Source organism: Burkholderiales bacterium (genome assembly GCA_036262035.1).
Lineage (GTDB): Bacteria > Pseudomonadota > Gammaproteobacteria > Burkholderiales > SG8-41 > JAQGMV01.
Genome location: DATAJS010000011.1, coordinates 205,588 through 227,384 on the forward strand (window position 1 = coordinate 205,588; position 21,797 = coordinate 227,384).

At 67.2% G+C, this 21,797-nt stretch carries 22 protein-coding genes; 14 read left to right on the top strand and 8 right to left on the bottom strand.

The window, feature by feature from the left end; all coding sequences use genetic code 11:
• Window positions 1–202: 202 nt before the first annotated feature.
• Together VHP37_14825 and VHP37_14830 are read right to left on the bottom strand one after the other, a co-directional pair.
• Window positions 203–2,941 (bottom strand): PAS domain S-box protein, encoded by a 2,739-nt coding sequence (locus VHP37_14825; protein ID HEX2827623.1) that lies wholly within the window; start codon window positions 2,939–2,941, stop codon window positions 203–205.
• 170 nt (window positions 2,942–3,111) lie between these two features.
• The gene (locus tag VHP37_14830; protein ID HEX2827624.1) at window positions 3,112–3,828 is read right to left on the bottom strand and encodes a response regulator; all 717 of its coding nucleotides are present in this window, start codon (window positions 3,826–3,828) and stop codon (window positions 3,112–3,114) included.
• A gap of 148 nt (window positions 3,829–3,976) precedes the next feature.
• Here VHP37_14830 and VHP37_14835 point away from each other — a divergent pair, with 148 nt between their 5' ends.
• The 10 genes from VHP37_14835 to VHP37_14880 all read left to right on the top strand — a co-directional run bounded on the left by VHP37_14835 (window position 3,977) and on the right by VHP37_14880 (window position 11,695).
• Complete coding sequence (locus VHP37_14835) at window positions 3,977–4,984, top strand: hypothetical protein (GenBank protein ID HEX2827625.1); 1,008 nt, start codon at window positions 3,977–3,979, stop codon at window positions 4,982–4,984.
• Complete coding sequence (locus VHP37_14840; GenBank protein HEX2827626.1) at window positions 4,981–5,124, top strand: hypothetical protein; 144 nt, start codon at window positions 4,981–4,983, stop codon at window positions 5,122–5,124. Before VHP37_14835 ends, VHP37_14840 begins: the two co-directional genes overlap by 4 nt.
• 56 nt (window positions 5,125–5,180) lie before the next feature.
• The gene (locus VHP37_14845; GenBank protein ID HEX2827627.1) at window positions 5,181–5,465 is read left to right on the top strand and encodes a hypothetical protein; all 285 of its coding nucleotides are present in this window, start codon (window positions 5,181–5,183) and stop codon (window positions 5,463–5,465) included.
• 54 nt (window positions 5,466–5,519) lie between these two features.
• A complete protein-coding gene (locus VHP37_14850) occupies window positions 5,520–5,783 on the top strand; it encodes a hypothetical protein (GenBank protein ID HEX2827628.1) in 264 nt (87 codons plus the stop codon).
• Window positions 5,783–6,874, top strand: coding sequence for a hypothetical protein (locus VHP37_14855; GenBank protein ID HEX2827629.1), 1,092 nt, complete (start codon window positions 5,783–5,785; stop codon window positions 6,872–6,874). Before VHP37_14850 ends, VHP37_14855 begins: the two co-directional genes overlap by 1 nt.
• Window positions 6,862–7,842 (top strand): tripartite tricarboxylate transporter substrate binding protein, encoded by a 981-nt coding sequence (locus VHP37_14860; GenBank protein HEX2827630.1) that lies wholly within the window; start codon window positions 6,862–6,864, stop codon window positions 7,840–7,842. Before VHP37_14855 ends, VHP37_14860 begins: the two co-directional genes overlap by 13 nt.
• A gap of 95 nt (window positions 7,843–7,937) precedes the next feature.
• Window positions 7,938–8,894, top strand: a complete 957-nt coding sequence (locus VHP37_14865) for a tripartite tricarboxylate transporter substrate binding protein (protein ID HEX2827631.1) — start codon at window positions 7,938–7,940, stop codon at window positions 8,892–8,894.
• Window positions 8,895–8,903: 9 nt separating this feature from the next.
• Window positions 8,904–9,899 (top strand): Ldh family oxidoreductase, encoded by a 996-nt coding sequence (locus VHP37_14870; protein ID HEX2827632.1) that lies wholly within the window; start codon window positions 8,904–8,906, stop codon window positions 9,897–9,899.
• A gap of 40 nt (window positions 9,900–9,939) precedes the next feature.
• Window positions 9,940–10,728: an SDR family oxidoreductase gene (locus tag VHP37_14875; GenBank protein HEX2827633.1), complete on the top strand. Its 789-nt coding sequence runs from the start codon at window positions 9,940–9,942 to the stop codon at window positions 10,726–10,728.
• A complete protein-coding gene (locus VHP37_14880) occupies window positions 10,718–11,695 on the top strand; it encodes a tripartite tricarboxylate transporter substrate binding protein (protein ID HEX2827634.1) in 978 nt (325 codons plus the stop codon). Before VHP37_14875 ends, VHP37_14880 begins: the two co-directional genes overlap by 11 nt.
• Window positions 11,696–11,704: 9 nt before the next feature.
• Here VHP37_14880 and VHP37_14885 read toward each other — a convergent pair whose 3' ends face one another.
• On the bottom strand, window positions 11,705–12,097 hold the full coding sequence (locus tag VHP37_14885) for a hypothetical protein (GenBank protein HEX2827635.1): 393 nt from the start codon (window positions 12,095–12,097) through the stop codon (window positions 11,705–11,707).
• Between the two features lie 241 nt (window positions 12,098–12,338).
• Here VHP37_14885 and VHP37_14890 point away from each other — a divergent pair, with 241 nt between their 5' ends.
• From VHP37_14890 to VHP37_14900, 3 genes are read left to right on the top strand one after another with little or no spacing between them, the layout of a single operon-like run.
• The gene (locus VHP37_14890; GenBank protein ID HEX2827636.1) at window positions 12,339–14,114 is read left to right on the top strand and encodes an NAD(P)-binding protein; all 1,776 of its coding nucleotides are present in this window, start codon (window positions 12,339–12,341) and stop codon (window positions 14,112–14,114) included.
• The gene (locus VHP37_14895; protein HEX2827637.1) at window positions 14,099–14,311 is read left to right on the top strand and encodes a hypothetical protein; all 213 of its coding nucleotides are present in this window, start codon (window positions 14,099–14,101) and stop codon (window positions 14,309–14,311) included. The genes VHP37_14890 and VHP37_14895 overlap by 16 nt, the downstream gene beginning before the upstream one ends.
• Window positions 14,289–16,325 carry a S9 family peptidase gene (locus tag VHP37_14900; GenBank protein HEX2827638.1) on the top strand — a complete coding sequence of 679 codons (2,037 nt, stop codon included), beginning with the start codon at window positions 14,289–14,291 and terminating at the stop codon, window positions 16,323–16,325. The genes VHP37_14895 and VHP37_14900 overlap by 23 nt, the downstream gene beginning before the upstream one ends.
• 103 nt (window positions 16,326–16,428) lie before the next feature.
• Here VHP37_14900 and VHP37_14905 read toward each other — a convergent pair whose 3' ends face one another.
• The gene (locus VHP37_14905) at window positions 16,429–17,367 is read right to left on the bottom strand and encodes an SDR family oxidoreductase (protein HEX2827639.1); all 939 of its coding nucleotides are present in this window, start codon (window positions 17,365–17,367) and stop codon (window positions 16,429–16,431) included.
• 148 nt (window positions 17,368–17,515) lie between these two features.
• Here VHP37_14905 and VHP37_14910 point away from each other — a divergent pair, with 148 nt between their 5' ends.
• Entirely contained in the window at window positions 17,516–18,739 is a 1,224-nt protein-coding gene (locus VHP37_14910) for a cytochrome c peroxidase (protein HEX2827640.1), read from the top strand.
• 39 nt (window positions 18,740–18,778) lie between these two features.
• Here the strand turns inward: VHP37_14910 and VHP37_14915 are convergent, their stop codons facing one another.
• The 4 genes from VHP37_14915 to VHP37_14930 form a co-directional block, all read right to left on the bottom strand.
• Window positions 18,779–19,726: a tripartite tricarboxylate transporter substrate binding protein gene (locus VHP37_14915; GenBank protein ID HEX2827641.1), complete on the bottom strand. Its 948-nt coding sequence runs from the start codon at window positions 19,724–19,726 to the stop codon at window positions 18,779–18,781.
• A 1-nt stretch (window position 19,727) separates the two neighbouring features.
• Complete coding sequence (locus tag VHP37_14920) at window positions 19,728–20,777, bottom strand: amidohydrolase family protein (protein ID HEX2827642.1); 1,050 nt, start codon at window positions 20,775–20,777, stop codon at window positions 19,728–19,730.
• Between the two features lie 63 nt (window positions 20,778–20,840).
• Entirely contained in the window at window positions 20,841–21,020 is a 180-nt protein-coding gene (locus tag VHP37_14925; GenBank protein HEX2827643.1) for a hypothetical protein, read from the bottom strand.
• 139 nt (window positions 21,021–21,159) lie between these two features.
• The gene (locus tag VHP37_14930; protein ID HEX2827644.1) at window positions 21,160–21,783 is read right to left on the bottom strand and encodes a response regulator transcription factor; all 624 of its coding nucleotides are present in this window, start codon (window positions 21,781–21,783) and stop codon (window positions 21,160–21,162) included.
• Between the last annotated feature and the right edge of the window lie 14 nt (window positions 21,784–21,797).

A 21,797-nucleotide genomic window follows, 5' to 3' on the forward strand; every position in this document is an offset into this window, starting at 1 on the left:
AGGGATGGCGGGATGGTAGCGACTGACGCACGTCGCGTCGGTAGCCGGTATGTTTCCGTCATGTTGCGCGGGTAGGGGCTCGCCCTACTCGCATGCGCTAGTCGAATGAGAAGACCGCAAATCGACAGCGATGCGCGAAATTCCCGGCGCACGCTGAAAAAAATTGTTCGGGCGGGTGAAGAAATCTCGCGCGAAGCGCGGGTTACAGCTTCGGGAGGTGGGTCTGCAGTAAACCGAAGAGCTGGTGCGGGTCGATCGGCTTGGTCACGAGGGCGCGCACGCCGGCGTCCTCGATGTCGGTCGGGGCCAGCCCTTCGTTGAAGCCGGTGTAGAGGATGACCGGCAGCCGCGGATGCTTGAGGCGCAGCTCGCGCGCGAGCTGCAGCCCGTTCATGCCGGGCATCTTGTAATCGGTGATGACGAGATCGAAGGCGTCGTCGTGCGTGCAGACCGAGAGCGCGTCCGGCGCGCAATTCGAGGTCTTCACTTCGATCCCCCACGATTCCAGCAGGTCCGCCATGAAGGCGCTGACGGTCTGCTCGTCGTCGACGACGAGCACGCGGCCTTGCAGCCGGCACAGCGGCGAGCTCGCGCAGACGTCGCCCTCACACCCCTGCCGGTCGCCGGCGATCGCCGGAAACAGCACGCGGAAACGCGTCCCGTGCGGCGTCACCGGCTCGACGACGATGTGGCCGCCGAGCTCGTGCACGAGCCCGTGCACGCTCGCGAGCCCCATGCCGCTGCCTTTGCCGACCTGCTTGGTCGTGAAGAAAGGCTCGAAGACGCGATCCAGGATCTCCGGAGGTATGCCGGGTCCTTCGTCGTCGACGCGCAGCTCGACGTAGCCGCCCTCGACGGGCTGGCGGCACGCGGTGCATTCCTCCTCGCACGCCGGGCACTCGACCACCGACACGCGGATCGTGCCGGCGCCGTTCATCGCGTCGCGCGCGTTGATGCACAGGTTGAGCAGGATCTGGTCGAGGTGCACCGGGTCGAGCATGACCGGCGAGACTTCGGCGCACAGGTCGGTCCTGATGTCGATCGTGCCGGGCATCGCGCCGCCGAAGAGCTTGATCGACTGCTCGATGAGGCCGGCGATCGCGACCGGCCTCGGCTCGCCGCGCCGGCCGCGGCTGAAGGTCAGCATCTGCTGGATGAGGTCGCGCGCGCGAGTGCACGAGGCGTGCGCCTGGTCGAGATATTTCTTGCGGCGCGCCTGCGCCGACGCGGGCTGGTCCTGCGCGAGCACGATGTAGCCCATGATGCTCGTCAGCAGGTTGTTGAAGTCGTGCGCGATGCCGCCGGTGAGGTGTCCGAGCGCTTCCATCTTCTGCGCCTGGCGCAGCGCCTGCTCGGCCTGCTTGCGCTCGTCGATCTGCCGCGCGAACGCGACGATCCGCTGCTCGCCCGCGATCGTCGCGGGACGCAGCACGACGTCGTACCAGTGCACGCTGCCGTCCTTGCTGCGTCCCTCCCATTCGAAGCGCACGCTGCGGCCGGCCTTCGCTTCGGCGATGCGCTTGGCGGCCTCTTCGTCGGTATACGGATGGCCGGTCGAGAGATCGCCGATCGTCATGCGCTTGACCTCCTCGTAGCTGTAGCCGGTCATCACGCACACGCGCCGGTTGACGTCGAGGAGGTCTCCGGTTTCCCAGTCGTGGACGAAGACGCCGTCTTCCGACGCTTCGAAGATCGCGCGATAGCTCGATTCGGAGCGCTTGAGGTTTTCCTCGGCGCGCTGGCGCTCGAGCTCGGCCGCGGCGCGCACCGCGAAGATCTTGAGGATGGACTCGATGAACTCCGGGTTGAGCATCGGCCGGCGCGACATGACCGCGATCAGTCCGATGGGTTTGCCGCTGCCGTCGCTCATCGGATAGCCGGCGTAGCTCGCCATGCCGAACTTCGCGAGATCGGCGTCGTCGGGAAAGGCGCTGGTCACCGACGCGGGGTAGATCTTGAACTCCTGGCCGAACACCGTCGCGCACGGCGTGCCGCTCTTCGAGTATTCGAAGTTCTCCTTCATCTCGCCGTCCATGTAGAACGCGCGGATGCAAAGCTGCGCCGGGTCCGAGTCGTGCGTCGCGGAGACGATCGCGACTTCGACCTCGAGGATCGCCGCGAGATAGCGCACCAGCTCCTGATAGACGCTCGCGCCCTGCGCGCTCGACACCGCGAGCGCCGCGTTCGTCAGCGCTTCCTGCGTGCGCTTGGGGTCGGTGATGTCGGTCGCGACGCCGCAGACCGCGTACGGCTCGCCGTCGACGCCGAAGAGCGGGAACTTGAACGACAGAAACGTGCGGCGCTGGCGGCCGACGTCCGCGGTGACCTCGAACTCGGCCGCGGTGGCCTCGCGCAGGACCTGGGCGTCGTTCGCCTGGAAGTGCGCGGCGACTTCCGGCGGCCACAGCTCCTGGTCGGTATGGCCGACGATGCGCTCCGCGGGCATGCGCACCACGCGCTCGAGCTCGCGGTTGGCGAAGACGTAGCGGCCGTCGCGGTCCTTGACGAAGATGACCGCCTTGGTGTGGTCGAGGACCCGCTGGAGCTTCGCCTGGGTCTCGGGGCTGATCCAGCCGGTGCGCTGGAGATTGGAGAGGTCGTGGACGTGCGCGGTCAGCGCGCCGCCGTCGCCTTCGTCGCAGCCCAGGTGCACCAGGGCGTGGACGCGGCGGCCGTGGCAGTTACGGAACTGCCAGGGAAACCACTGCGGCAATCCGGTGCGCGCGGCCTGCCAGCGGCGCTGCCAGCGCTCGCGCGAGAACGCGCCGTCGGACTGCACCTCCGGGCACAGCTCGAGCAGCGGGCGGCCGATCAGCTCCTCGCGGGTGCATTCAAGGATGCGGCAGAAGCGCTCGTTGCAGTCGACGATCGTCTCGTCGAGCACGACGATGCCGTGCATCACTCGGTCGGAGGCCGTGACGGGCGTTACGCTGATCTGCATGCCTGCTCAAACTTTGTGCGATGGCAGGCAGTATAGGCAGACCGGACTAGGGTTTGGGCGACTGTTACACGACTGAAACAGGTGAAAAGGGGGAACGTGAAACGGGAAACGTGAAACGTGAAACGGCGAAGCCGCGGGAACCCCACGTTTCACATTTCACGTTTCACGTTTCACGAGACCTGCGGCACGAACATGTATCCCGCCCCCCGCACGGTGCGTATCGCCTGCGGCTCTTCGGGGTTGGACTCGACCTTGCGCCGCAGCCGCGCGATGCGGATGTCGATCGAGCGGTCGAACGGCTCCCACTCGCGGTTGCGGGTCATGGTGAGGATCTGGTCGCGGGTCAGCACCCGGTGGGGGTGCTCGGTGAAGACCTTGAGCAGGTCGAACTCCATGCTCGTGATCGGCACTTCCTGGCCCGAGACGTCGAGAAGGCGGTGCGACGCGACGTCGAGGAAGCAGCGGCCGACCGGCACGCGCTCGGTGACCACCTTCACCGGCTCCGGGGCCGGGCGCGACTGGAGCCTGCGCAGCACGCTTTTCACGCGCGCGAGGAGCTCGCGCGGATCGAAAGGCTTGGTGACGTAATCGTCGGCGCCGACCTCCAGCCCGACCACGCGGTCCACCACGTCGCCCGAACCGGTGACCATGATGATGCCGACGTCGTAACGCTCGCGCAGGAAGCGCGCGAGGGACAGACCGTCTTCGCCGGGCAGGCCGATGTCGAGCAGCACCACGTCGGGCAGGTTGCGCTCGACCGCCTCGCGCATGTCCGCGCCGCTCTCGGCCTGGTGGACCTCGTAGCCTTTGTCGCCGAGGTAATCGGCGACCATCTCGCGAATGGCGGGATCGTCTTCGACGATCATCACGCGGCCGTTGGTGGACATGTCGGGAAGGCTGGAATCGTTCGTTGCGGATTATAGCCCCGGATATAGGTGACGCCGATACAAAGTGTTTCAGTAGCGAAATCGCGCGGATACCCCCGCTGCCTAGACTCTCCTCATCGCAATCGAGCAACGTCACGAGGAGGCCCACATGGACAACGTCATTCAACTCCAGGCGATTCAGCCGCAGCGCACGAAGGCGGGCAGCCTGCACGGTGCCGAAGCCGCAGCGGCTTGCCCGTGGGAAGTCGAGCGCGACGTGATCCGCGGCCGCACCTTCGACCGCTCGGGCAAGTTCATGCCCGACGGGCTGTCGCACGCCGGCCGTCTGGACTTCCTCGCGCCGCACGAGCGCGTGCTCTTCTCGCAGATCCAGGGCCGCACGTACGCGAACACCTTCAAGCTGCTGGAGCGTGCGATCGGCGCGAGCACCCTCGAGCTTTCGCGCTCGCAGGTGCTCGGCGACCAGGAACGCCTGGATGCGCTCGTGGGCTGCACGCACGACGAGGTCAGGCACCAGGCGCTCTTTGGCCGCATCGATCTCATGATGGCGGGGGCGATGCCGCAGGGCTACCGCTACGCCGCTCGCGCCAACGAGTTCGCGTGGATCGTCCTCGGACGCTCGCGCTGGGCCGTGCTCGCCCTCACGCACATGATGGAGCTCGTCACGCAGGCGCATTACCACGAGAGCATCGCCCCCGATCCGACGCTCTCCGCGCTGTACAAGGACGTGTTCCTGTTCCACTGGCGCGACGAGGAGCGTCATGCCGGGCTGACCGAGCGCGAGTGGCGCGCCGAGGACGCGCGCATCACCGGGAAGGAGCGCGACGCGGCGGTCGACGATTTTCTTCAGCTGCTGCGCAATCTGAACATGATGCTGCAGCGGCAGGCCGCGGCGGACGCGCAGTACTTCTTCAAGGCGCTGCAGCGGCCGCTAGCAAAGCTCGACGCCGGCCGCGCGCAGGCTGCTTTCGTAGGCGCGTATCGCTGGCAGTACGTGCTGGCGGGCGTGCAGCACGAGCGCTACGCCGACCTGCTGGCGGAGCTCACGAGCGACGAGCAGGGCGCGCGCATCGCGGCGGGTCTGCTCCCGCTCGCGGTGCCGCCCGAAGTGCAGCCGCTCGAGGTCAAGGGCGCTTCCAGAGCGGAGGCGTCATGACGAAGAAAGTGTTCGAGGCCTTCCGCACTATGGGCCCTTATGTCGCGCTGGAGCTTTTCGTGCCGGGCGGCACGCTGCTGTCGATACTGCTCTGGTACGCGCGAAAGCGCCGGGCGCTCGCGGCTGCGCAACAGTCCTGAGATAGCACCGCCATGTGGGCTATCCTTACGGCTCAGAAGAACCGGAGGAGATCCACATGGCGGCCAGCACCGTCACACTCGTCAATCCCGTAGGTCAGCGCGCTGCGGCGCGCGCGGCGTTGGCAAAGCGTCTCGCAACGCTTCAAGGCAAGTCGATCGGCTTCATCGACAACATGAAGCCCAACGCGAATCTCTTCGTGCAGTACATCGAGGAGATGATCCGCGCCGAATACCCCGACGTGAAGACGCACACCGTGCGCAAGAACTTCACGTCGAGCAAGCTCATCGCGAACGAGCTCGAAGGCAAGGTCGACGCGCTCGTCAACGCCTGGGGCGATTGAGGAGGCTGCACGTCGTGGTGTATCCACGACTCGGCCTGGCTGGAAAAACGCGGCGTGCCGTCGTCGACGGTCGTGTCGACCGCGTTCCTCACGCACGCGCACCTCGCGGCGAAGAACCTGCAGCTCGATGACTTGCCGCTTCTCGTCACGCCCCATCCGCTGAACGATCTCACGCCGGAGCAGATGCGCGATCTCGCGCGCGTCGCGTATCCGGTCGTGATCCGCCAGCTCACGGGACAGGGCGCGCAGGAGAAAGCGACGCGCATCGATTACGTGCATCCGTCGCGCGACAAAACGAAACCGGTGGGAGCGACGTGATGGATACGAGCGTTCTGGAAAAGCCCACGATCGAGCTCGAAGACTCGTGGGAGAAGATCAACGAGTGGTTCCTCGAGCACGATCTCACCGACGGCTTGCCGATCGTGCCGCCGACCCAGCCGCGCGTCGACGCGATGACGCGCTACGTCGAGCGCGAACTCGGCTGGACGCCTTCGGACGTCATCGGCACCCTGGCGCCCAAGCACGGCCAGGCGACGATCGAGAAGATCGCGGCGAACGCGGTCATGGCGGGCTGCAAGCCCGAGTACATGCCGGTGCTGATCGCGTGCGTGAAAGGCGTCGCGAGTCCTGCGTTCAACCTCGACGCAGTGCAGACCTCGACCCACAACACATCGCCGCTGCCCATCGTCAACGGCCCGGTGTGCAAGGCGATCGATCTGAACTGCGGCTACAACAACACCGGCAGCCGCTGGCGCGCGACGAGCACGATCGGGCGCGCGCTCCAGCTCTGCATGATCAACATCGGCGGTACGCCGGGCTCGATCAACATCCACACGCAAGGGCACATCGCGCGCTACGAGCACGTCATCGCCGAGAACGAGGACGAGAATCCCTGGGAGCCGCTGGCGGTCGAGCGCGGATTCGAAGCGGACGCGAACGTGGTGACGGTCATTCCCGCGTGCACCGCGGCGATGATCGACGACAACGGCGGCAGCCAGACCGCGAAGGACCTGCTCAAGACGGTCTCGCGCTCGATCGCGTACGTCGGCAACCGCAACATCAACGGCAAGGGACAGCCGCTGCTGATCCTGGCGCCGCAGCACGCGCGCCTCATCGCGCTCGGCGGCTACAGCAAGGCGGATCTGAAGCGCTTCATCTGGGAGCACGCGCGCGTGCCGTTCCGCGACATCCCGCGCGGCAACCTCGTGAACTTCAGCGTGCACAACCTGAAGCTGTACGACATCGACGACGACCATGCGGCGGTGCCGATCGCCGAGAGTCCCGAGGAGATCGTGATCGTGGTGATGGGCGGCGTCGGCACGCACAGCCTGTCGGTGCAGACGCGGCTCGCCTCGGAGAACGTGACGGTGGCGATCACGAGGAAGGACGGGACGCTATGGAAATGCTGAAAACCGTCGTGGTCGCCATGGCTTCTCTGGCGAGTCTATCGGCGCACGCGGCGCAGGGGGATGCGTATCCGACGCGGCCCATTCGGCTGGTGGTCGGGTTCACCCCCGGCGGCGCCACCGACCTCGTCGGCAGGCTGGTCGCGGAAAAGCTCTCGGAGAAGCTCGGCCAGCAGGTCGTCGTCGACAACCGTCCCGGCGCGAGCGGCATCATCGCGGCGCGCCTCGTCGGTTCGGCGCAGCCCGACGGACACACGCTGCTCATCTCGGGCTCGTCGATCAGCATCGTCGGCAGTCTCTACAAGCAGACCCGCTTCGACGTGCAGCGCGACCTCGAGCCGGTGGCGATGGTCGCCACGACGCCTTACGTCATGGTCGCGCACCCGTCGACCGCGGTGAAAAGCGTCGCCGACCTCATCGGCTACGCCAAGGCGCGTCCGGGGAAAGTGAGCTACGGCGCCTCGACGCCCGGGACGGTTCAGCACCTCTCGGGCGAGATGTTCAAGCGCCTCGTCGGCATCGACATGCTGTTCGTGCCTTACAAAGGGACCGGCGCGATGCTGCCGGACCTGCTCGGCGGCCGCGTACAGGTCGCGGTCGACAACGTGACGGTGCTCGCGCCGCACGTGAAGAGCGGCGCGGTCGTGCCGCTCGCGGTGACCACGATCAAGCGCAGCCCGGTCCTGCCGAACGTGCCGACGCTCGCCGAGTCCGGTATCCAGTCCCTCAGCGGCTTCGACACCGGCGGCTGGTTCAGCATGTATACCGCGCACCGCACGCCGCCCGCAGTCATCAAGAAGGTGAACGACGAGATCTTCGCGATGATGGAGCGCGCCGACGTGCGCGAGCGCCTGCTCGCCCTGGGCGGGACGCCGCTGCCCGGAACGCCGCAGGACCTCAAGAAACAGCTTGCCGCGGAAGTGCCGCGCTGGCGCAAAGTGATACAGGACTCCGATATAAAGGTTGATTGAGCCCGCTGCGCGGGCTCGGTGCGTGAACGCCAAGGAGGGAACCTGCGGTTCCCTCCTTGGACCTCCCTCCCTTGAACCATCAGATTTCAGGAAATATGCGTAGATTGATATGGACCATCGCGGCGCTTGGTGTGGTCGGCGCGCATGCCGCGGAAACGAAATACCCGACGAAGCCGATCCGGCTGATCTCGGCCTACGCCCCCGGCGGCGGCAACGACACCATGGCGCGGGCGCTGGCGCAGCGTCTCACCGAGGCGTGGGGTCAGCAGGTCATCGTCGACAACCGCCCCGGCGCCAACGGGCTGCTCGCGTGCGAGATCACCGCCAAAGCGCCGCCCGACGGGTATACCCTGCTGATGGCGAGCATCTCGAGCCACGGCATCAACCCGGCTCTCTACAAGAAGATCCCGTACGACCCGATCCGCGACTTCACCCCGATCTCGCTGCTGGGAACGACGGCCAACATGCTCGTCGTGCATCCGTCCACACCGGCCAAGACCGTGAAAGAGCTCGTCGCGTACGCCAAGAGCAAAGGCGGGCTCACCTATGGCTCGAACGGCATCGGCAGCTCGCAGCATCTCGCGGGCGCGCTCTTCGCGAGCACTTTCGGGCTCAATCTCACCCACGTGCCTTACAAGGGTACCGGGCCGATGACGACCGATCTGCTCGGCGGCCAGATCGCGATGGCGTTCGCCAACATGACGACCGCGCTGCCGCACGTGCGCACCAAGAAGCTCATTCCGATCGCGGTGACGTCGCTGACGCGCTCGCCGCAACTGCCCGACGTGCCGACGGTCGCGGAGACCGTGCCCGGCTTCGAGGCGACCTCGTGGTGGGGCATCGTCGCGCCGCGCGCGACACCTGCGGGCGTGGTCGAGCCGCTCAATCGCGAGATCGTGAAAGTCCTGGCGTCACCCGACATGAAGACCTTCATGCACGGCCTCGGCGCCGAGGCCAAGGGCACGACGCCGAAGGAGTTCGACGCCTTCATCCGCGCCGAGCTCGTGAAGTGGGCGAAGGTGGTGAAGGAATCGGGCGCGCGCGCCGACTGAGAGGACCCCATGACCGAACGCATCCGTCTCTCCATCCCCGATGCGCGCAAGCTCTCCGAGCGCGCGGTCGAAGGCATGGGCTTCAGCGCCGAGGAGGCGCGCATCATCGCCGATCACTGCATCGACGCGGCGGTGTGCGGCTACGAGTACTCGGGACTCCCCAAGCTCCTCAACCTCGCCGACGGTCCACGCTCCAACCTGCCGCGCAAACCCATCGAGGTCGTCCGCGAGACCAGCGTTTCGGCGCTGTACGACGGCGGCAACAACGTCGGCATGTATACGATGTACCTCATGTCGAAAGCCGCGATCGAGCGCGCGGAACGGCACGGCTTCGCCATCATCGGTCTCACCAACAGCTGGACGAGCGGACGCGGCGCGTACTACGTCGAGATGATCGCGCGCGCCGGGCTCGTCGGCATCCACACCGTGAGCGCGAGCCGGCATGTCGCTCCGCTCGGCGGCGCCAAACCCACGTTGGGCACCAATCCGATTTCTTTCGGCTTTCCCATGGAAGGCGATCCGCTCGTCATCGATCTGGGCACGTCGGCTTTCATGGCGACCGACCTCAAGATGCGCGAGCGCCTCGGCATCCCGCTGCCCGAAGGCGTGGCGATCGACGCCGACGGCAACCCCACCACCGACGCCGCGCGGGCGAAGCTCGGAGCGATCCTGCCGTTCGGCGGGCATAAAGGCCACGCGCTGTCGATCGCGATGCGCGCGTTCGGGACGCTGTGCGAAGTGCATCGCGACGCGGAAGGCATCTACGGCTACGTCACGATCGCGTTCAAGCCCGATCTCCTGATGCCGCTGGAGGCGTATCGCACGGCGCTCGCCGACGCCATCGCCGAGATCAAGGCGACGCCGCGCCAGCCGGGGGTGAGCGAGATCCGCATCCCCGGCGAGCGCTCTTTCACGGAGCGCGCACGGTTGATGCAGGAAGGCATCGAGATCGATCGCCGGATTTACGACGCTCTCAGAAAGTTCGCAGATAAAACCGGGGTCTGACCCGATAAAGCCGGGGTCAGACCCGGGAAGAAAGGAAAGCATGGAGTTGTCACTGAAAGGACGCACCGCGTTCGTCACCGGTGCGAGCCGCGGCATCGGCCGCCAGATTTCACTGGCGTTCGCTGCCGAAGGCGTGAACATCGGTTTGTTCGGGCGCGACATCGAGCGCTGCAATACCGTCGCGGCGGAGATCCGCGACAAGCACAAGGTGAAGGCCGCGGTGATCGGGCTCGACCTCGCCGACGCAGCGGCGATCAAGCCGGCGGTCGAGCGCGCGATCGCCGAGCTCGGCAGCGTCGACATCCTCGTCAACTGCGCGGGCGGCGCGTATCGCGGCAGGCTCGCGGACATTCCGGACGAGCTGTGGGAAGCCTATTTCGCGGTGAAGCCGCTCGGTCTCATCCGCATGACGCGCGAGACGATGCCGTACCTCAAAAAGTCCGACCAGGCGCGCGTCATCCACATCTCGGGCACGCGCGGGCGCGAGCCGCACGGCGTGCAGGTGATGTCGGGACCGATCAACCTCGGCACGCTGTCCATCACCAAGGCGATGGCGAACGAGTTCGGCCCGGCGGGCGTCACGGTCAACGCGATCTGTCCCGGCTCGACCGACACCGGGCGCTGGACCGAGCTCGTCAAGGTGGCCGCGCGCGACCGCGGCATCTCCGAAGCCGAAGCCGAGAAGCAGCTCGTCGCCGACGTGCCGATGGGGCGCGTGGTGAAGCCTCACGACGTCGCCGACCTCGCGGTGTTCCTCGCCTCGGCCCGCGCCGGCATGATCACCGGCACTTCGATCAACGTCGACGGGGGGCGTACGCGTGGGATTTGAGTTGCGCGGCGCGCTGGGTGACGCGCTGGCGCTCATCTCGTCCATCTGTGCACTGTCCGCCTCCGCCCAAAACTATCCGGATCGCACCATAAGGCTCGTCGTTCCTCTCGCGCCCGGCGGCGGCAACGACGCCGCGGCGCGCGTCATCGCGGCCGAGCTCGGCAAGCGGCTCGGGCAGCAGGTGGTGGTGGACAACCGCCCCGGCGGCGGCTCGGTCATCGCCTCGCAGCTCGTGCTCAACGCGCCGGCGGACGGTCACACCCTGTATCTCGTCAGCACCAACTTCAGCATGGCGCCGCTGCTGCAGTCGAAGCTTCCGTTCGATGCTTTTCGCGATTTCACGCATCTCACGCGCGTGGGCATCTCGCCGGGCGGGCTGATCGTGCATCCGTCGCTGCCGGTCTACAAGATGAAGGACCTGATCGCCATCGCGCGCGCGAAGCCCGGCGAGATCACGTTCGGCTCGTCGGGGCCGGGCGGCGGCTCGCACCTCGGCGGCGAGCTCTTCAACCTGCTCGCGAACGTGAAGCTCACGCACGTGCCGTACAAAGGCAGCGCGCTCGCCACCACCTCGGTGCTGAGCGGCGAGACCTCGGTTGCGTTCACCAACCCGACCGCGTCGCTGCCGCTGATACGCAGCGGGCGGCTGCGCCTGGTCGCGGTGACGACGGCGAAGCGCTGGCCGCTGTTACGCGACACGCCGACGATCGCCGAGTCCGGAGTGCCCGGCTACGAGCACATCATCTGGAACGGACTGTCGGTGCGGGCGGGCACGCCGCAGCCGATCGTCGACCGGCTGCACAGGGACACGGTCGAGGTACTGAAGACGTCGGTCGTCGCGGAGCTGCTCGCGCGCGACGGCGCGCTGCCGTCGCCCGAGACCCCTCAGGCATTCGCGCGTTTCCTCGCCGACGAGCACCGCAAATGGGCGCCGGTGGTGAAGAGAGCGGGGATCAGCGCGTTGTAACCGCGGGCGTCAGGCCGGGGCCGGAGGCGCTCGACGCACGGTCGAAGCGCGCGTCCGGCAAATCGGCTCGCGCGAATCGTGAAGACGGCGTGAAGACCGAACGGCCGGCAGCGTGCACAGCCGGTCCGCGGCGGCGCTGAAGGCCGAGGTCACCTCGTCGATCATCTTCGCGTCGCGCGGCGCCGTGGTGACCGCGCGCCGCGAGCGCAGCAGCGAGAGTCGTCGCATCACGTCGCCCGCGTCGCGCACCGGCATGCGTGTGGCGTCTTCGGGAACGGCGCGCGCGGCACCGCCGCGGTATTCCACCGTTTCGACGTATGCCGTGAGCAGGAAGTACACGATGTGCTCGCTGGCCGCGAGCTTCAGCGCGTCGATGATGATCATGATCTGCGATCCTTTCATGAAGCTTTCGTCGGAGTGCCGGAATCGTCATGACACCCGACTGATTAGTCACGCGCGTTCTCTCTTTGTGCCCCGGGACGCGTTCATCATTTCTTGCGCGACTCACAAGTAATTTCAGTCGAGCGAGACGTAAGGAAGACAAATCGATGTGCTAGCGCGTTGACGCATGTCGCGGACTTGGCTAACGTCGTTCGACACAGGGGGCTTCATGAGCGCATCCGGGCATCGCGGCGAACCACCGATGGCTCTCTATGCGTCGCTGCTCTCGCCGTTCACGCTGGCGGGCAAACGCCTGAAGAACCGGCTCGTGCACGCGTCGATGACGACGCTGATGGGCGAGAACGCGCGGGTCACCGACCGGCTCATCCAGTACCACGCCAACCGCGCGCACGGCGGCGCGGCGCTGATCGTCACCGAGCCGCTCAGCATGGCGGCGCACCAGGTGCTGCCGAACAAGGTGCGCGTCTGGAACGACGACAATCTTGACGGGCTGAAGCGCTGGGCGGACGCAGTCGAATCGCACGACTGCCGGCTGCTCGGCCAGCTCCAGGATCCGGGACGCGGCGGTCATGCCCCGGGCAAGAACCCCGCGGCGGTCGGGGCTTCGTATCTCCCGGACGACATCAGCTGGACCGTGCCTCACGCGTTGAGCGCCGCGGAGATCCGCCGCATGACGTCCGAGCTCGCCGAAGCGGCGGCGAGGCTCCAGCGCTGCGGCTTCAGCGGCGTCGAGATCTCCGCCGGACACGGCCACATGTTCCACCAGTTCCTCTCGCCGTGGTCGAACGGCCGCGACGACGAATACGGCGGCGATCTGCCGGGCCGCGCGCGCTTCCTCGTCGAAGTGATCGAAGCGCTGCGCCGGACGTGCGGAGACGGCTTCATCGTCGGCGTGAAGCTTCCCGGCAACGACGGTGTCAAAGGCGGCGTCGATCCCGGCGAGGCCGCGCGCATCACCCGCCATCTGGCTTCCGGCGCCGCGCCCGACTACTTCTGCTTCGCGCAGGGCAGCCACGCGCGCTCGCTCGAGCTGCACGTGCCCGACGGCAACGGACCGCGGGCGCCTTACCTGCCGCTGATCCGCGAGCTGAAGCGCTCGGCCGGGAAAGTGCCGGTCGTCGCGCTCGGTCGCATCACCGATCCCGCGGAAGCCGACCGCATCGTCGAGCGCGGAGACGCCGAGCTCGTCGCGCTCGGCCGCGCGCTCGTCACCGATCCGGCGTGGCTGAAAAAAGCGTCCGAAGGCCGCGCCCACGACATTCGTTACTGCGTGTCGTGCAATAGCTGCTGGGACACGACGGTCACCACGCACAAGCCGATCGCGTGCGACAACAACCCGCGCGTCGGCAGACCCGACGAAGTCGACTGGCATCCCGCGCCCGCGACGGTGCGCAAGCGCGTGGTGGTGGTCGGCGCCGGCATCGCCGGTATGGAGGCGGCGTGGATCGCCGGCGCGCGCGGTCACCACGTGACGGTGTACGGGGCGTCGAGCGAGATCGGCGGCAAGACGCGGTTGCGTGCGGGACTTCCGGGCGGCGAGGCGCTGTCGGGCATCTACGACTATCAACGTGCGCAGGCGATCAAGGCCGGCGTGCGGTTCGAGCTGGGGCTGACCATCGACGCGGCCGATGTGATCGCGCTGAAACCCGATGCGGTGGTCCTCGCCACGGGCGCCGACATGATCGCGCCGCCCTGGCTGCCGGCCGAGTACCGCGAAGCGGTCCCGGACCTGCGCAGCGCGATGGCTGCGTTGCGCGGTCACGCCGTGCGCCAGCACGGCACCGCGGTCATCGTCGACACCGATCACACCGACGGCACGTACGCATCGGCCGAGCTCCTGCGCTCGATCTTCGATCGCGTCGTCGTGATCACGCCGCGCGAGGCGATCGCGCAGGACGTGGCGCTGGTGACGCGGCAGGGCATACAACGCCGCTTCCACGAGAAGCGGATCGGCGTCGTCACGTTGTGGAGCCGCGCATCACCGCGCGCTTCGAAGACGGCGTGCTCGAAACGGTGAACGTCTACAACGGCGAGACGCAGGAGATCGCGGACGTCGCGTTCCTCGCGTATGCGTCGCCGCGTGCGCCGCGGGTCGAGCTCGTGGCGCCGCTCAGAGCAGCGGGACTCGATACGAGGCGGGTCGGCGACTGCGCCTTTGCGCGCGGGGTGATGGCTGCGACCGCCGAAGGTCATGCCGCGGGCAACGCGATATAGCGCGCTGCGCCGCAGTGTGCTGCGCGCGGGCGTCGCGCTCGGAGCGACGATCGCGCTGCCGCCGCTTGCTGCGAGCTCGGCGGCGCAGCCGCGAAAAGCGCCTGCACTGGTGCCGCGCAGGCTGTACTTCGTCCGCGCGGATTACGTCAACGTGCGCGTGAGCCCCGACGGCAATCATCTCTCGTATCTCGCGCCGGTGAACGGCGTGCTGAATCTCTTCGTCGCGCCGGTATCGGCGCCGAATGCCGCGCGGCAGCTCACCCAGGTGACCGACCGGGACATCGGGTGGCGCTACGAGTGGGCGCACAACAACCGCTACATCGTGTTCTTTCGGGACCGCGACGGCGACGAGAACTGGCGCGCGTCGAGCATCGACATCGCGAGCGGCGCGGTGAAGCTCCTCACGCCGGAGCGCGGCGTGCGCGCCCTGATGCAGGAGGTCAGCCACCTGTATCCCGACGAGATGCTGGTGCAGCTCAACGCGCGCGACCGCGGGCGCTTCGACATCCACCGCATCAACGTCGTCACCGGCGAATCCGCGCTCGTCTTCGAGAATCGCGAGTTCGCGTGGATCTTCACCGACAGCACGTTCAAAGTGCGGCTCGGCGCGCGGTACGTGCCCAGCGGCGACCTCGAGCTGATGCAGCGCGCCGGCGACGGCTGGGCCCCGTTCATGACGATGGCGCTGGAGGACGTCGAAAGCTCGACCTTCATCGACATCGACGCCGACGGCAGGACGCTGTATCTCGCCGATTCGCGAGGCCGCGACAAGGCGGCGCTCGTGGCGCTGGACATGACGTCGGCCAAGGCGACCGTGCTCGCGCAGGACCGCGACGCCGACATCGTCCGCGTGCAGCTCGATCACCGCACGCGCAAGCCGCTCGCGGCGGCTGCGGTGAAGGACCGCGTGCGCTGGCAGGGGCTCGACGCGGCCTCGCGCCGCGAGCTCGAGCGCTTCTCGGACGCCGGCCGCGGCGACCTCGAGATCCTGAGCCGCAGCCTCGACGGCGATAAAGTCACCGCCTATTACGAGCGCGACGACGCGAGCGGCGAGTACGCGCTGTACGAGCGTTCGACCGGCCGTGTGCGCAAGCTCTACCGGGCGCGCGCCGCGCTCGATGCCGCGGGATTGAGGCCGATGCAGCCGGTGGCGATCCGCGCCCGCGACGGTCTCACGCTCAACTCGTATCTGACGCTGCCCGCGCGCGACGCCAGGCGCGTGCCCCTCGTGCTCGTCATCCATGGCGGGCCGTACTGGCGCGACAGCTGGGGCTATTCCGGCGTGCACCAGTTCCTGGCGAACCGCGGCTACGCCGTGCTCAGCATCAACTTCCGCGGCTCGACCGGTTTCGGCAAGTCGTTCGTCAGCGCCGCCGACCGGCAATGGGGCGCGCGCATGCACGACGACCTCATCGACGGGCTCGACTGGGCGATCGAGCAGGGCTATGCGGACCCGCAGCGCGTCGGCTTCTACGGCGCGAGCTACGGCGGGTATTCGGCGTTGACCGCGGCGACGCGCACGCCCGAGCGCTTCGCGTGCATCGTCGACATCTTCGGGATCTCGAACCTGCTCACCTTCATGGCGACGATCCCCGAGTACTGGAAGCCGTGGTTCAGCGTGTGGAAGACCGGTGTCGGCAATCCCGATACCGAGGAAGGCCGCGAGTTCCTGCGCAGCCGTTCGCCGCTCTTCAATCTCGAGCGCGCGACCAGGCCCATCCTGATCGCGCAGGGCATGCGGGACGTGCGCGTGGTCGCGGCGGAGTCGGAGCAGATGGTGGCGGCCCTGAAGAAGAACGGCGCGCCGGTGACCTACGTGACCTTCCCGGACGAAGGCCACGGCTTCGTGCGCAACGAGAACCGGCTCGCATTCTATGCGGTGGTCGAGGCGTTCTTCGCCAGGCACCTCGGCGGCCGCTATCAGCCGGTGGGAGGCGACTTCGCCGGGTCGTCGATCAGGATCGAGACCGGCGGCGAGCTCATCCCGGGGCTGCCGGAAGCGAGAGCGACGTAAGAAGTCGTCATTCCCGACCCGCGATAGCGGAAGTGATCGGGAATCCATTCAACGTTAGAGCCTCCAAAATGGTTTCCCGCCTTCGCGGGAATGACGGTTCGGCCTACGCCGGTCGCACGTTCGATTCCATCGCTTCCTTCTTGTCGGCGGCGTTCTCGTTGCCGCGGCCGTGGGTGCGGCCGTCTTCGCTCGCCTTGTAGAGCGACCCCTGCAGTCCGTGCTTCGGCGGCTCGTCGCGCTGCTGCTTGCCCATGTACGACTTCGCCATGCGCTCGGCGATGCGGGGCATCAGCGCGGACATCGTGGTGTTGAGCTTGGACATCGTGCCGACCTTGATGTGGTGCACCGGGTCGACCGCGGCGTCGAGGATCGCGCTCGCCACTTTCTCGGGCTCGATCATCGGCGTCGGCAGCTTCGGCTCCTGCGAGAGGTAATTCGCCGCGTGCTCGGGATAGGGCGTGTCGACCGCGGTCGGCTGGATCAGCGTGATCGAGATCGGCGCCTTGTCGGCGTGCATCTCGACGCGCAGCGAATCGGTGAAGCCTTTGACCGCGTGCTTGCTCGCCGAGTACATCCCTTGCAGCGGTATCGCGGCTTCGGACGCTTCGCTGCCGATGTTGATCAGCGCGCCGCCGTTCGCTTTCAGGTGCGGCAATGCGACGAGCGAGCCGTACACGACGCCCCAGAAGTTGGTTTCGAAGAGCCGGCGGCTGTCCGCGTCGTCGATCTCGTCGATGCGTCCATAGATCGAGACCGCGGCGTCGTTGATCCAGGTGTCGATGCGGCCGAAGCGCCCGATCGCGGTCTGCGCGATACGCTCGACGTCTTCACGCTGTCCCACGTCGGCCTTGACCGCGACCGCTTCGCCGCCGAACGCGACGATGTCCTGCACGATCGCATCGAGCGTCTGCGCGCTGCGCGCGGCGAGCACCACTTTCGCGCCCTGGTCGGCGGCGGCGATGGCGGTCGCGAGACCGATGCCGCTCGACGCACCGGTGATCACGACGACTTGCTGGTTGAGCGGTTTGAGCTTGAGAGCCATGGGTTATCTCCTTCAGAACGATCTCCATGGTTTTGCAACCCCCATGCCGCTGTAAGGCTGGTGTAAGCCTCATGAAAGCGAGTCGAGACCTCGAGCCGTTACAATCGAACGCGCACCGATCTTGCTTTGCCAGGCACGGAGCCAGTCGATGAGCCGAAACACGCCGGGAACGACACGCACGAAGCACCGCATCGTGGGCGCCGCCGCGCTCGCTGCGTGCACGCTGCTCGCAGCGACGGCGCGCGCAGACGAAGGTTCGGCGGTGAAGTTCGCGCCGAAGGAGATCGAGACGATCCTGTCGCACGGCCCGTGGCCGATGCCGGCGGTGAAGGACGTCACGAACCGCGTCTCGGGCAAGCGCGAAGCGATCGAGCTCGGCACGCGGCTCTTCTTCGAGCAGCGCATGTCGACCGCCGGCCAGGTCTCGTGCGGCACGTGCCACGTCCCCGAGCGCAACTGGACCGACAACCTGCCGCGCGGCATCGGCATGGTCGAGGTCTATCGCAACACGCCCACTTTATGGAACCTGCGCGCGGGCCGCTTCTTCGGCTGGGACGGCGCGTCCGACAGCCTCTGGGCGCAGAGCCTGCGGCCGATCGTGGACGTGCGCGAGCTCGCGTCGAGCCCGCAGCACGTCGCCAGGCTCGTGCGCGACGACGAACAGCTCGCGTGCCGTTATCGAAAGGCGTTCGGCGCCCCGCCTTCGCAGAGCGACGACGAAGCGGTCTTCGTGAACATCGGCAAGGCGCTCGCGGCGTTCCTGGAGACGCTCACCAGCGGCCGCACGCCGTTCGACAATTTCCGTGATGCGCTCGCACGCGGCCGGACGCCGCCGCCGGGCACGTATTCGGAGCCCGCGCAGCGCGGCCTCAAGATCTTCATCGGCAAGGGCGGTTGCACCAACTGCCACTCGGGGCCCAACTTCACGAGCGGCGAGTTCTTCAGCACCGGCCTTTCGAAGTTCCAGCCGCTCGGCAAGCCGGACCCGGGCCGTCTCGAAGGCATCCGCACGCTGCTCGAGAGCCGCTACAACCTCATGGGCAAGTACAACGACGACGTGACCAGGGTGAGCGCGACACGCACCCGCGCGGTGAAGCAGGATCCGTCGACGTTCGGCGAATTCAAGGTGCCCTCGCTGCGCAACCTCGCGCTGAGCCATCCCTACGCACGCGACGGGCAGGTGGATAGCCTGACCGACGTCGTGCGCCACTACTCGGAGATCGATCCGATCAAGCTCTTCGCACGGGATGGAAGTCCCGCGAAACCGCTCGAGCTCACCGCGCGCGAGCAGAGCGATCTCGTGGTGTTCCTCGAATCGCTCAGCACTTTCACCAATCCCTGGCGGCCCGACGACCACGGCGATTGTTTGTGATCGTAGGGTGCGTGGTAACGCACCGCGCCTTTAAAGCCTCTAGTTCAATTTCATCCCCGATTCGCGGATGACCTTCGCCAGCTTCTCGTAATCCCCGCGTATCCGCGCCGCGAACTCTTCGGGCGTGCCGCTCATCGCTTCCATGCCCTGATTCGCGAGGTACTCGTGCGCTTCGCGGCGCTGCATCGCCTTGTTCGATTCGGCGTTGAGTCGCGCGACGACGTCGCGCGGGATGCCGGCGGGGCCGAGCAGGCCGAGGAAGAACGTCGCGCTGAAGCCGGGGAGAGCGGCTTCGGCGATCGTCGGGACCTCCGGGAGCGCTTGCAGCCGCCTCGGCCCGCTGACTGCGAGCCCGCGCAGCTTGCCCGACCGCACGAGCGAGATCGAGCCCAGGGGATTGCTGAAGAGCAGCGACACCTGACCCGCCATGGCCTCGGTGAGCGCCGGGCCCGCGCCCTTATAGGGGATATGCACCATCTCGATCCCCGCGCGCGACCGGAACATCTCCATCACGAGGTGTCCCGCAGAGCCGTTGCCGGGCGAGCCGTAGTTGAGCTCGCGCGGATGCGCCTTGGCGAAGCGGATCAGCTCGGCGAGATTCTTCACCGGCAGCGAAGGGTGCACCACCAGCAGTGATGCGTATTCGCCGCACGGCGCGATCGCGATGAAGTCTTTCGAAAGATCGAAGCGGCGATAGGTGAGCGACGCGACCATCAGCCCCGATCCGCCGAACGCGAGCGTGTAGCCGTCCGGTGCGGCGCGCGCGGTGTATTCACCGCCGACCACGCCGCCGCCGCCGGGACGGTTTTCGACGACCATCGGCTGGCCGAGCGCTTCGCCGAGTTGTTTCGCGACGAAACGCCCGAGCGTGTCGTTGCCGCCGCCGGGCGCGAGCGGGACGACGAGGCGGATCGGCTTGACGGGATAGGTTTGCGCGTGGGCGAGCGAGCAGGCGGCCGCAACCAACAGTGCCGCCGCTGAACGCACGCTAAATCTCCAGCCGGTACACGCGCGCGGCGGTGTCGCGATACAGCGCCGCTTTCTCCGGAGCCGAATAATTCTGCGTGATGCGCTTCAGCGCGTTCCACAGCACGCCGTAGCCGCACGACTGCTTGTCGACGGGGAAGTTGCTTTCCATCATGCACCGCCGAGCACCGAAGGCGGCGATGCACTCTTCGACGTACGGCCGCCACACCTGAGCGAGCTCTTCGGAGGAGGGCGGCACATCGCGCAGATGGAAGTCCCAGTCGCAGTACAGCATGCCCAGGCCGCCGACCTTCATCACGAGATTGGGGAACTGCGCGAGATCGCGAACGTTCTTCCGCCAGACCTCGAAGGTCGCCTTGCGATCCTCGTGCGGCGGGAGCCCGAGGAGCCCGCCGCAGTGATTGAGGATCATCGTCGTATCGGGTGCGCCGCGCACGAGCTGCGCCACGTCCGGAAGCTGGGGGTGGAATTGCCACGACTCGAAGGTCAGGCCCGCTTTCGCGAGCCGCGCAACGCCTTTCTGGAATTTCGGGTCGCAGACCTGGTGCTGCGGTACCTGGTGGCGGCCGAACCTGGCGGCATTGCCGGTATCCCAGGTGACGCCGTGGCGTATGCCGCGCAAGCGCCCGTTGCCCGCCGCGATCAATGCTTCGAGGACCGGTTGCACGTCATCGCCGAGCCTCATGTCGGCATGACCGACGATGCCGGCGCAGAGCTTCGCCTTGCCGTAGCCGCCGCTCGCGCTCATCGCGGCGATGCCGTTGACGAACTCGACTTCGCCGACGGGCTTCATCGCTTCGGGACCGCCCGCGCGATACTGCGAGCCGCACTCGATGAAGACGGTCGCGACGATGTTGTGGCCGGTGGCGACGTCGGCCGCGAGCTCGTGAACGAGGTAGCGGCCGCGGTGGGCATCGTCCCAGCAGTGATGGTGCGGGTCGACGATGGGGAGCTCGGGCTCGAGCGGCGCTTCTTCGCGCAAGCTCGCCCACTGGTGGACTTCTTCGCGGTGGCGGTACGCGTTGCCTGCGAATACGTACGGCTTGTTCATCTCCCCCTCCTTGCTTCGATAGTGCGGTCGAGATTACCGCAATATCGAGAGAGGGGCACCGCGTCAGCGCTGGGTCTGAACCACGCGCGCACCCGACGCGTCGCTGGAAGAGAGGGAGCCCATCGCGGCGATGCCCGCGAGCAGCAAGAGACACGCGGAGCAGATGGCGACGACCGTTTTGACCGAGATCTGCTCGGCGGCGTGGGCCTGCATGAGGCGCTGTCGTTCTACACGGTTGACCATGATGGGACGTCCTTCTGTCTGGAACACGTGAGCGAAGGGTAGGCGCGCATGGACGCCGGCGAAATTCGCCTCAGCGTCTAAGACGATGGTCGCGCACGCGCCGGAGGGAAAACCGCACACCCCCTACCAAAGTAGGGGGCTAGTGAAATCCCAGACGGCGCGCCGCGATCGCGGCTTCTGCGCGGTTCGTGACTTTCAGCACGCGCAGCACCTCGGTCACGTGCGCCTTGACCGTGGGCTCCGAGATGGAGAGCGCCGAGGCGATCGCCTTGTTCGACTTGCCCCGGGCGAGCAGCCCGAGCACCTGCATCTGCCGGTCGGTGAGCTTGAGATGGCGCGCCGAGTCGGGTGTCGCGGGTGCAGGGTCCACGCCGATCGCCTGAGGCGGCACGTAGATGCCGCCGGCCAGCACGAAGCGCACCGCCTGGATCATGAGGTCGCGCGAGAACGCCTTGGGAATGAAGCCGGCGGCGCCGCCTTGCAGCGCGGTCATGACGCCGCTCTTGTCGTCGGACGCCGAAAGCATCGCGACGCGCGGTGCGGGGCCGCGCTCGCGGAGCACCTGGAGCAGCTCGAAACCGTTCATGCCGGGCAAGCCGACGTCGAGCAGCACGAGATCGAGGTCGGCATGGTCTTCGACGACGCGCAGCGCCTCTTCGGCGCTGCCCGCTTCGAGCACCTGCACGCCGTCCTCCATGCTCAGCAGCACGTGCTTCACGCCTTCGCGCACCAGCGCGTGATCGTCGACGACCAGCAGCTTCATCGGGACTCCGGATA

What these genes read in the sequence shown, in the direction of transcription:
- VHP37_14840 (HEX2827626.1), top strand. Translation starts at nt 4,981, where the DNA reads ATGACGAAGAAAGTGTTCGAGGCCTTCCGCACTATGGGCCCTTATGTC.
- VHP37_14885 (HEX2827635.1), bottom strand. Translation starts at nt 12,097, where the DNA reads ATGAAAGGATCGCAGATCATGATCATCATCGACGCGCTGAAGCTCGCG.
- VHP37_14860 (HEX2827630.1), top strand. Translation starts at nt 6,862, where the DNA reads ATGGAAATGCTGAAAACCGTCGTGGTCGCCATGGCTTCTCTGGCGAGT.
- VHP37_14925 (HEX2827643.1), bottom strand. Translation starts at nt 21,020, where the DNA reads ATGGTCAACCGTGTAGAACGACAGCGCCTCATGCAGGCCCACGCCGCC.
- VHP37_14910 (HEX2827640.1), top strand. Translation starts at nt 17,516, where the DNA reads ATGAGCCGAAACACGCCGGGAACGACACGCACGAAGCACCGCATCGTG.
- VHP37_14855 (HEX2827629.1), top strand. Translation starts at nt 5,783, where the DNA reads ATGGATACGAGCGTTCTGGAAAAGCCCACGATCGAGCTCGAAGACTCG.
- VHP37_14870 (HEX2827632.1), top strand. Translation starts at nt 8,904, where the DNA reads ATGACCGAACGCATCCGTCTCTCCATCCCCGATGCGCGCAAGCTCTCC.
- VHP37_14825 (HEX2827623.1), bottom strand. Translation starts at nt 2,941, where the DNA reads ATGCAGATCAGCGTAACGCCCGTCACGGCCTCCGACCGAGTGATGCAC.
- VHP37_14890 (HEX2827636.1), top strand. Translation starts at nt 12,339, where the DNA reads ATGGCTCTCTATGCGTCGCTGCTCTCGCCGTTCACGCTGGCGGGCAAA.
- VHP37_14865 (HEX2827631.1), top strand. Translation starts at nt 7,938, where the DNA reads ATGCGTAGATTGATATGGACCATCGCGGCGCTTGGTGTGGTCGGCGCG.
- VHP37_14930 (HEX2827644.1), bottom strand. Translation starts at nt 21,783, where the DNA reads ATGAAGCTGCTGGTCGTCGACGATCACGCGCTGGTGCGCGAAGGCGTG.
- VHP37_14900 (HEX2827638.1), top strand. Translation starts at nt 14,289, where the DNA reads ATGCCGCGGGCAACGCGATATAGCGCGCTGCGCCGCAGTGTGCTGCGC.
- VHP37_14835 (HEX2827625.1), top strand. Translation starts at nt 3,977, where the DNA reads ATGGACAACGTCATTCAACTCCAGGCGATTCAGCCGCAGCGCACGAAG.
- VHP37_14905 (HEX2827639.1), bottom strand. Translation starts at nt 17,367, where the DNA reads ATGGCTCTCAAGCTCAAACCGCTCAACCAGCAAGTCGTCGTGATCACC.
- VHP37_14920 (HEX2827642.1), bottom strand. Translation starts at nt 20,777, where the DNA reads ATGAACAAGCCGTACGTATTCGCAGGCAACGCGTACCGCCACCGCGAA.
- VHP37_14875 (HEX2827633.1), top strand. Translation starts at nt 9,940, where the DNA reads ATGGAGTTGTCACTGAAAGGACGCACCGCGTTCGTCACCGGTGCGAGC.
- VHP37_14845 (HEX2827627.1), top strand. Translation starts at nt 5,181, where the DNA reads ATGGCGGCCAGCACCGTCACACTCGTCAATCCCGTAGGTCAGCGCGCT.
- VHP37_14830 (HEX2827624.1), bottom strand. Translation starts at nt 3,828, where the DNA reads ATGTCCACCAACGGCCGCGTGATGATCGTCGAAGACGATCCCGCCATT.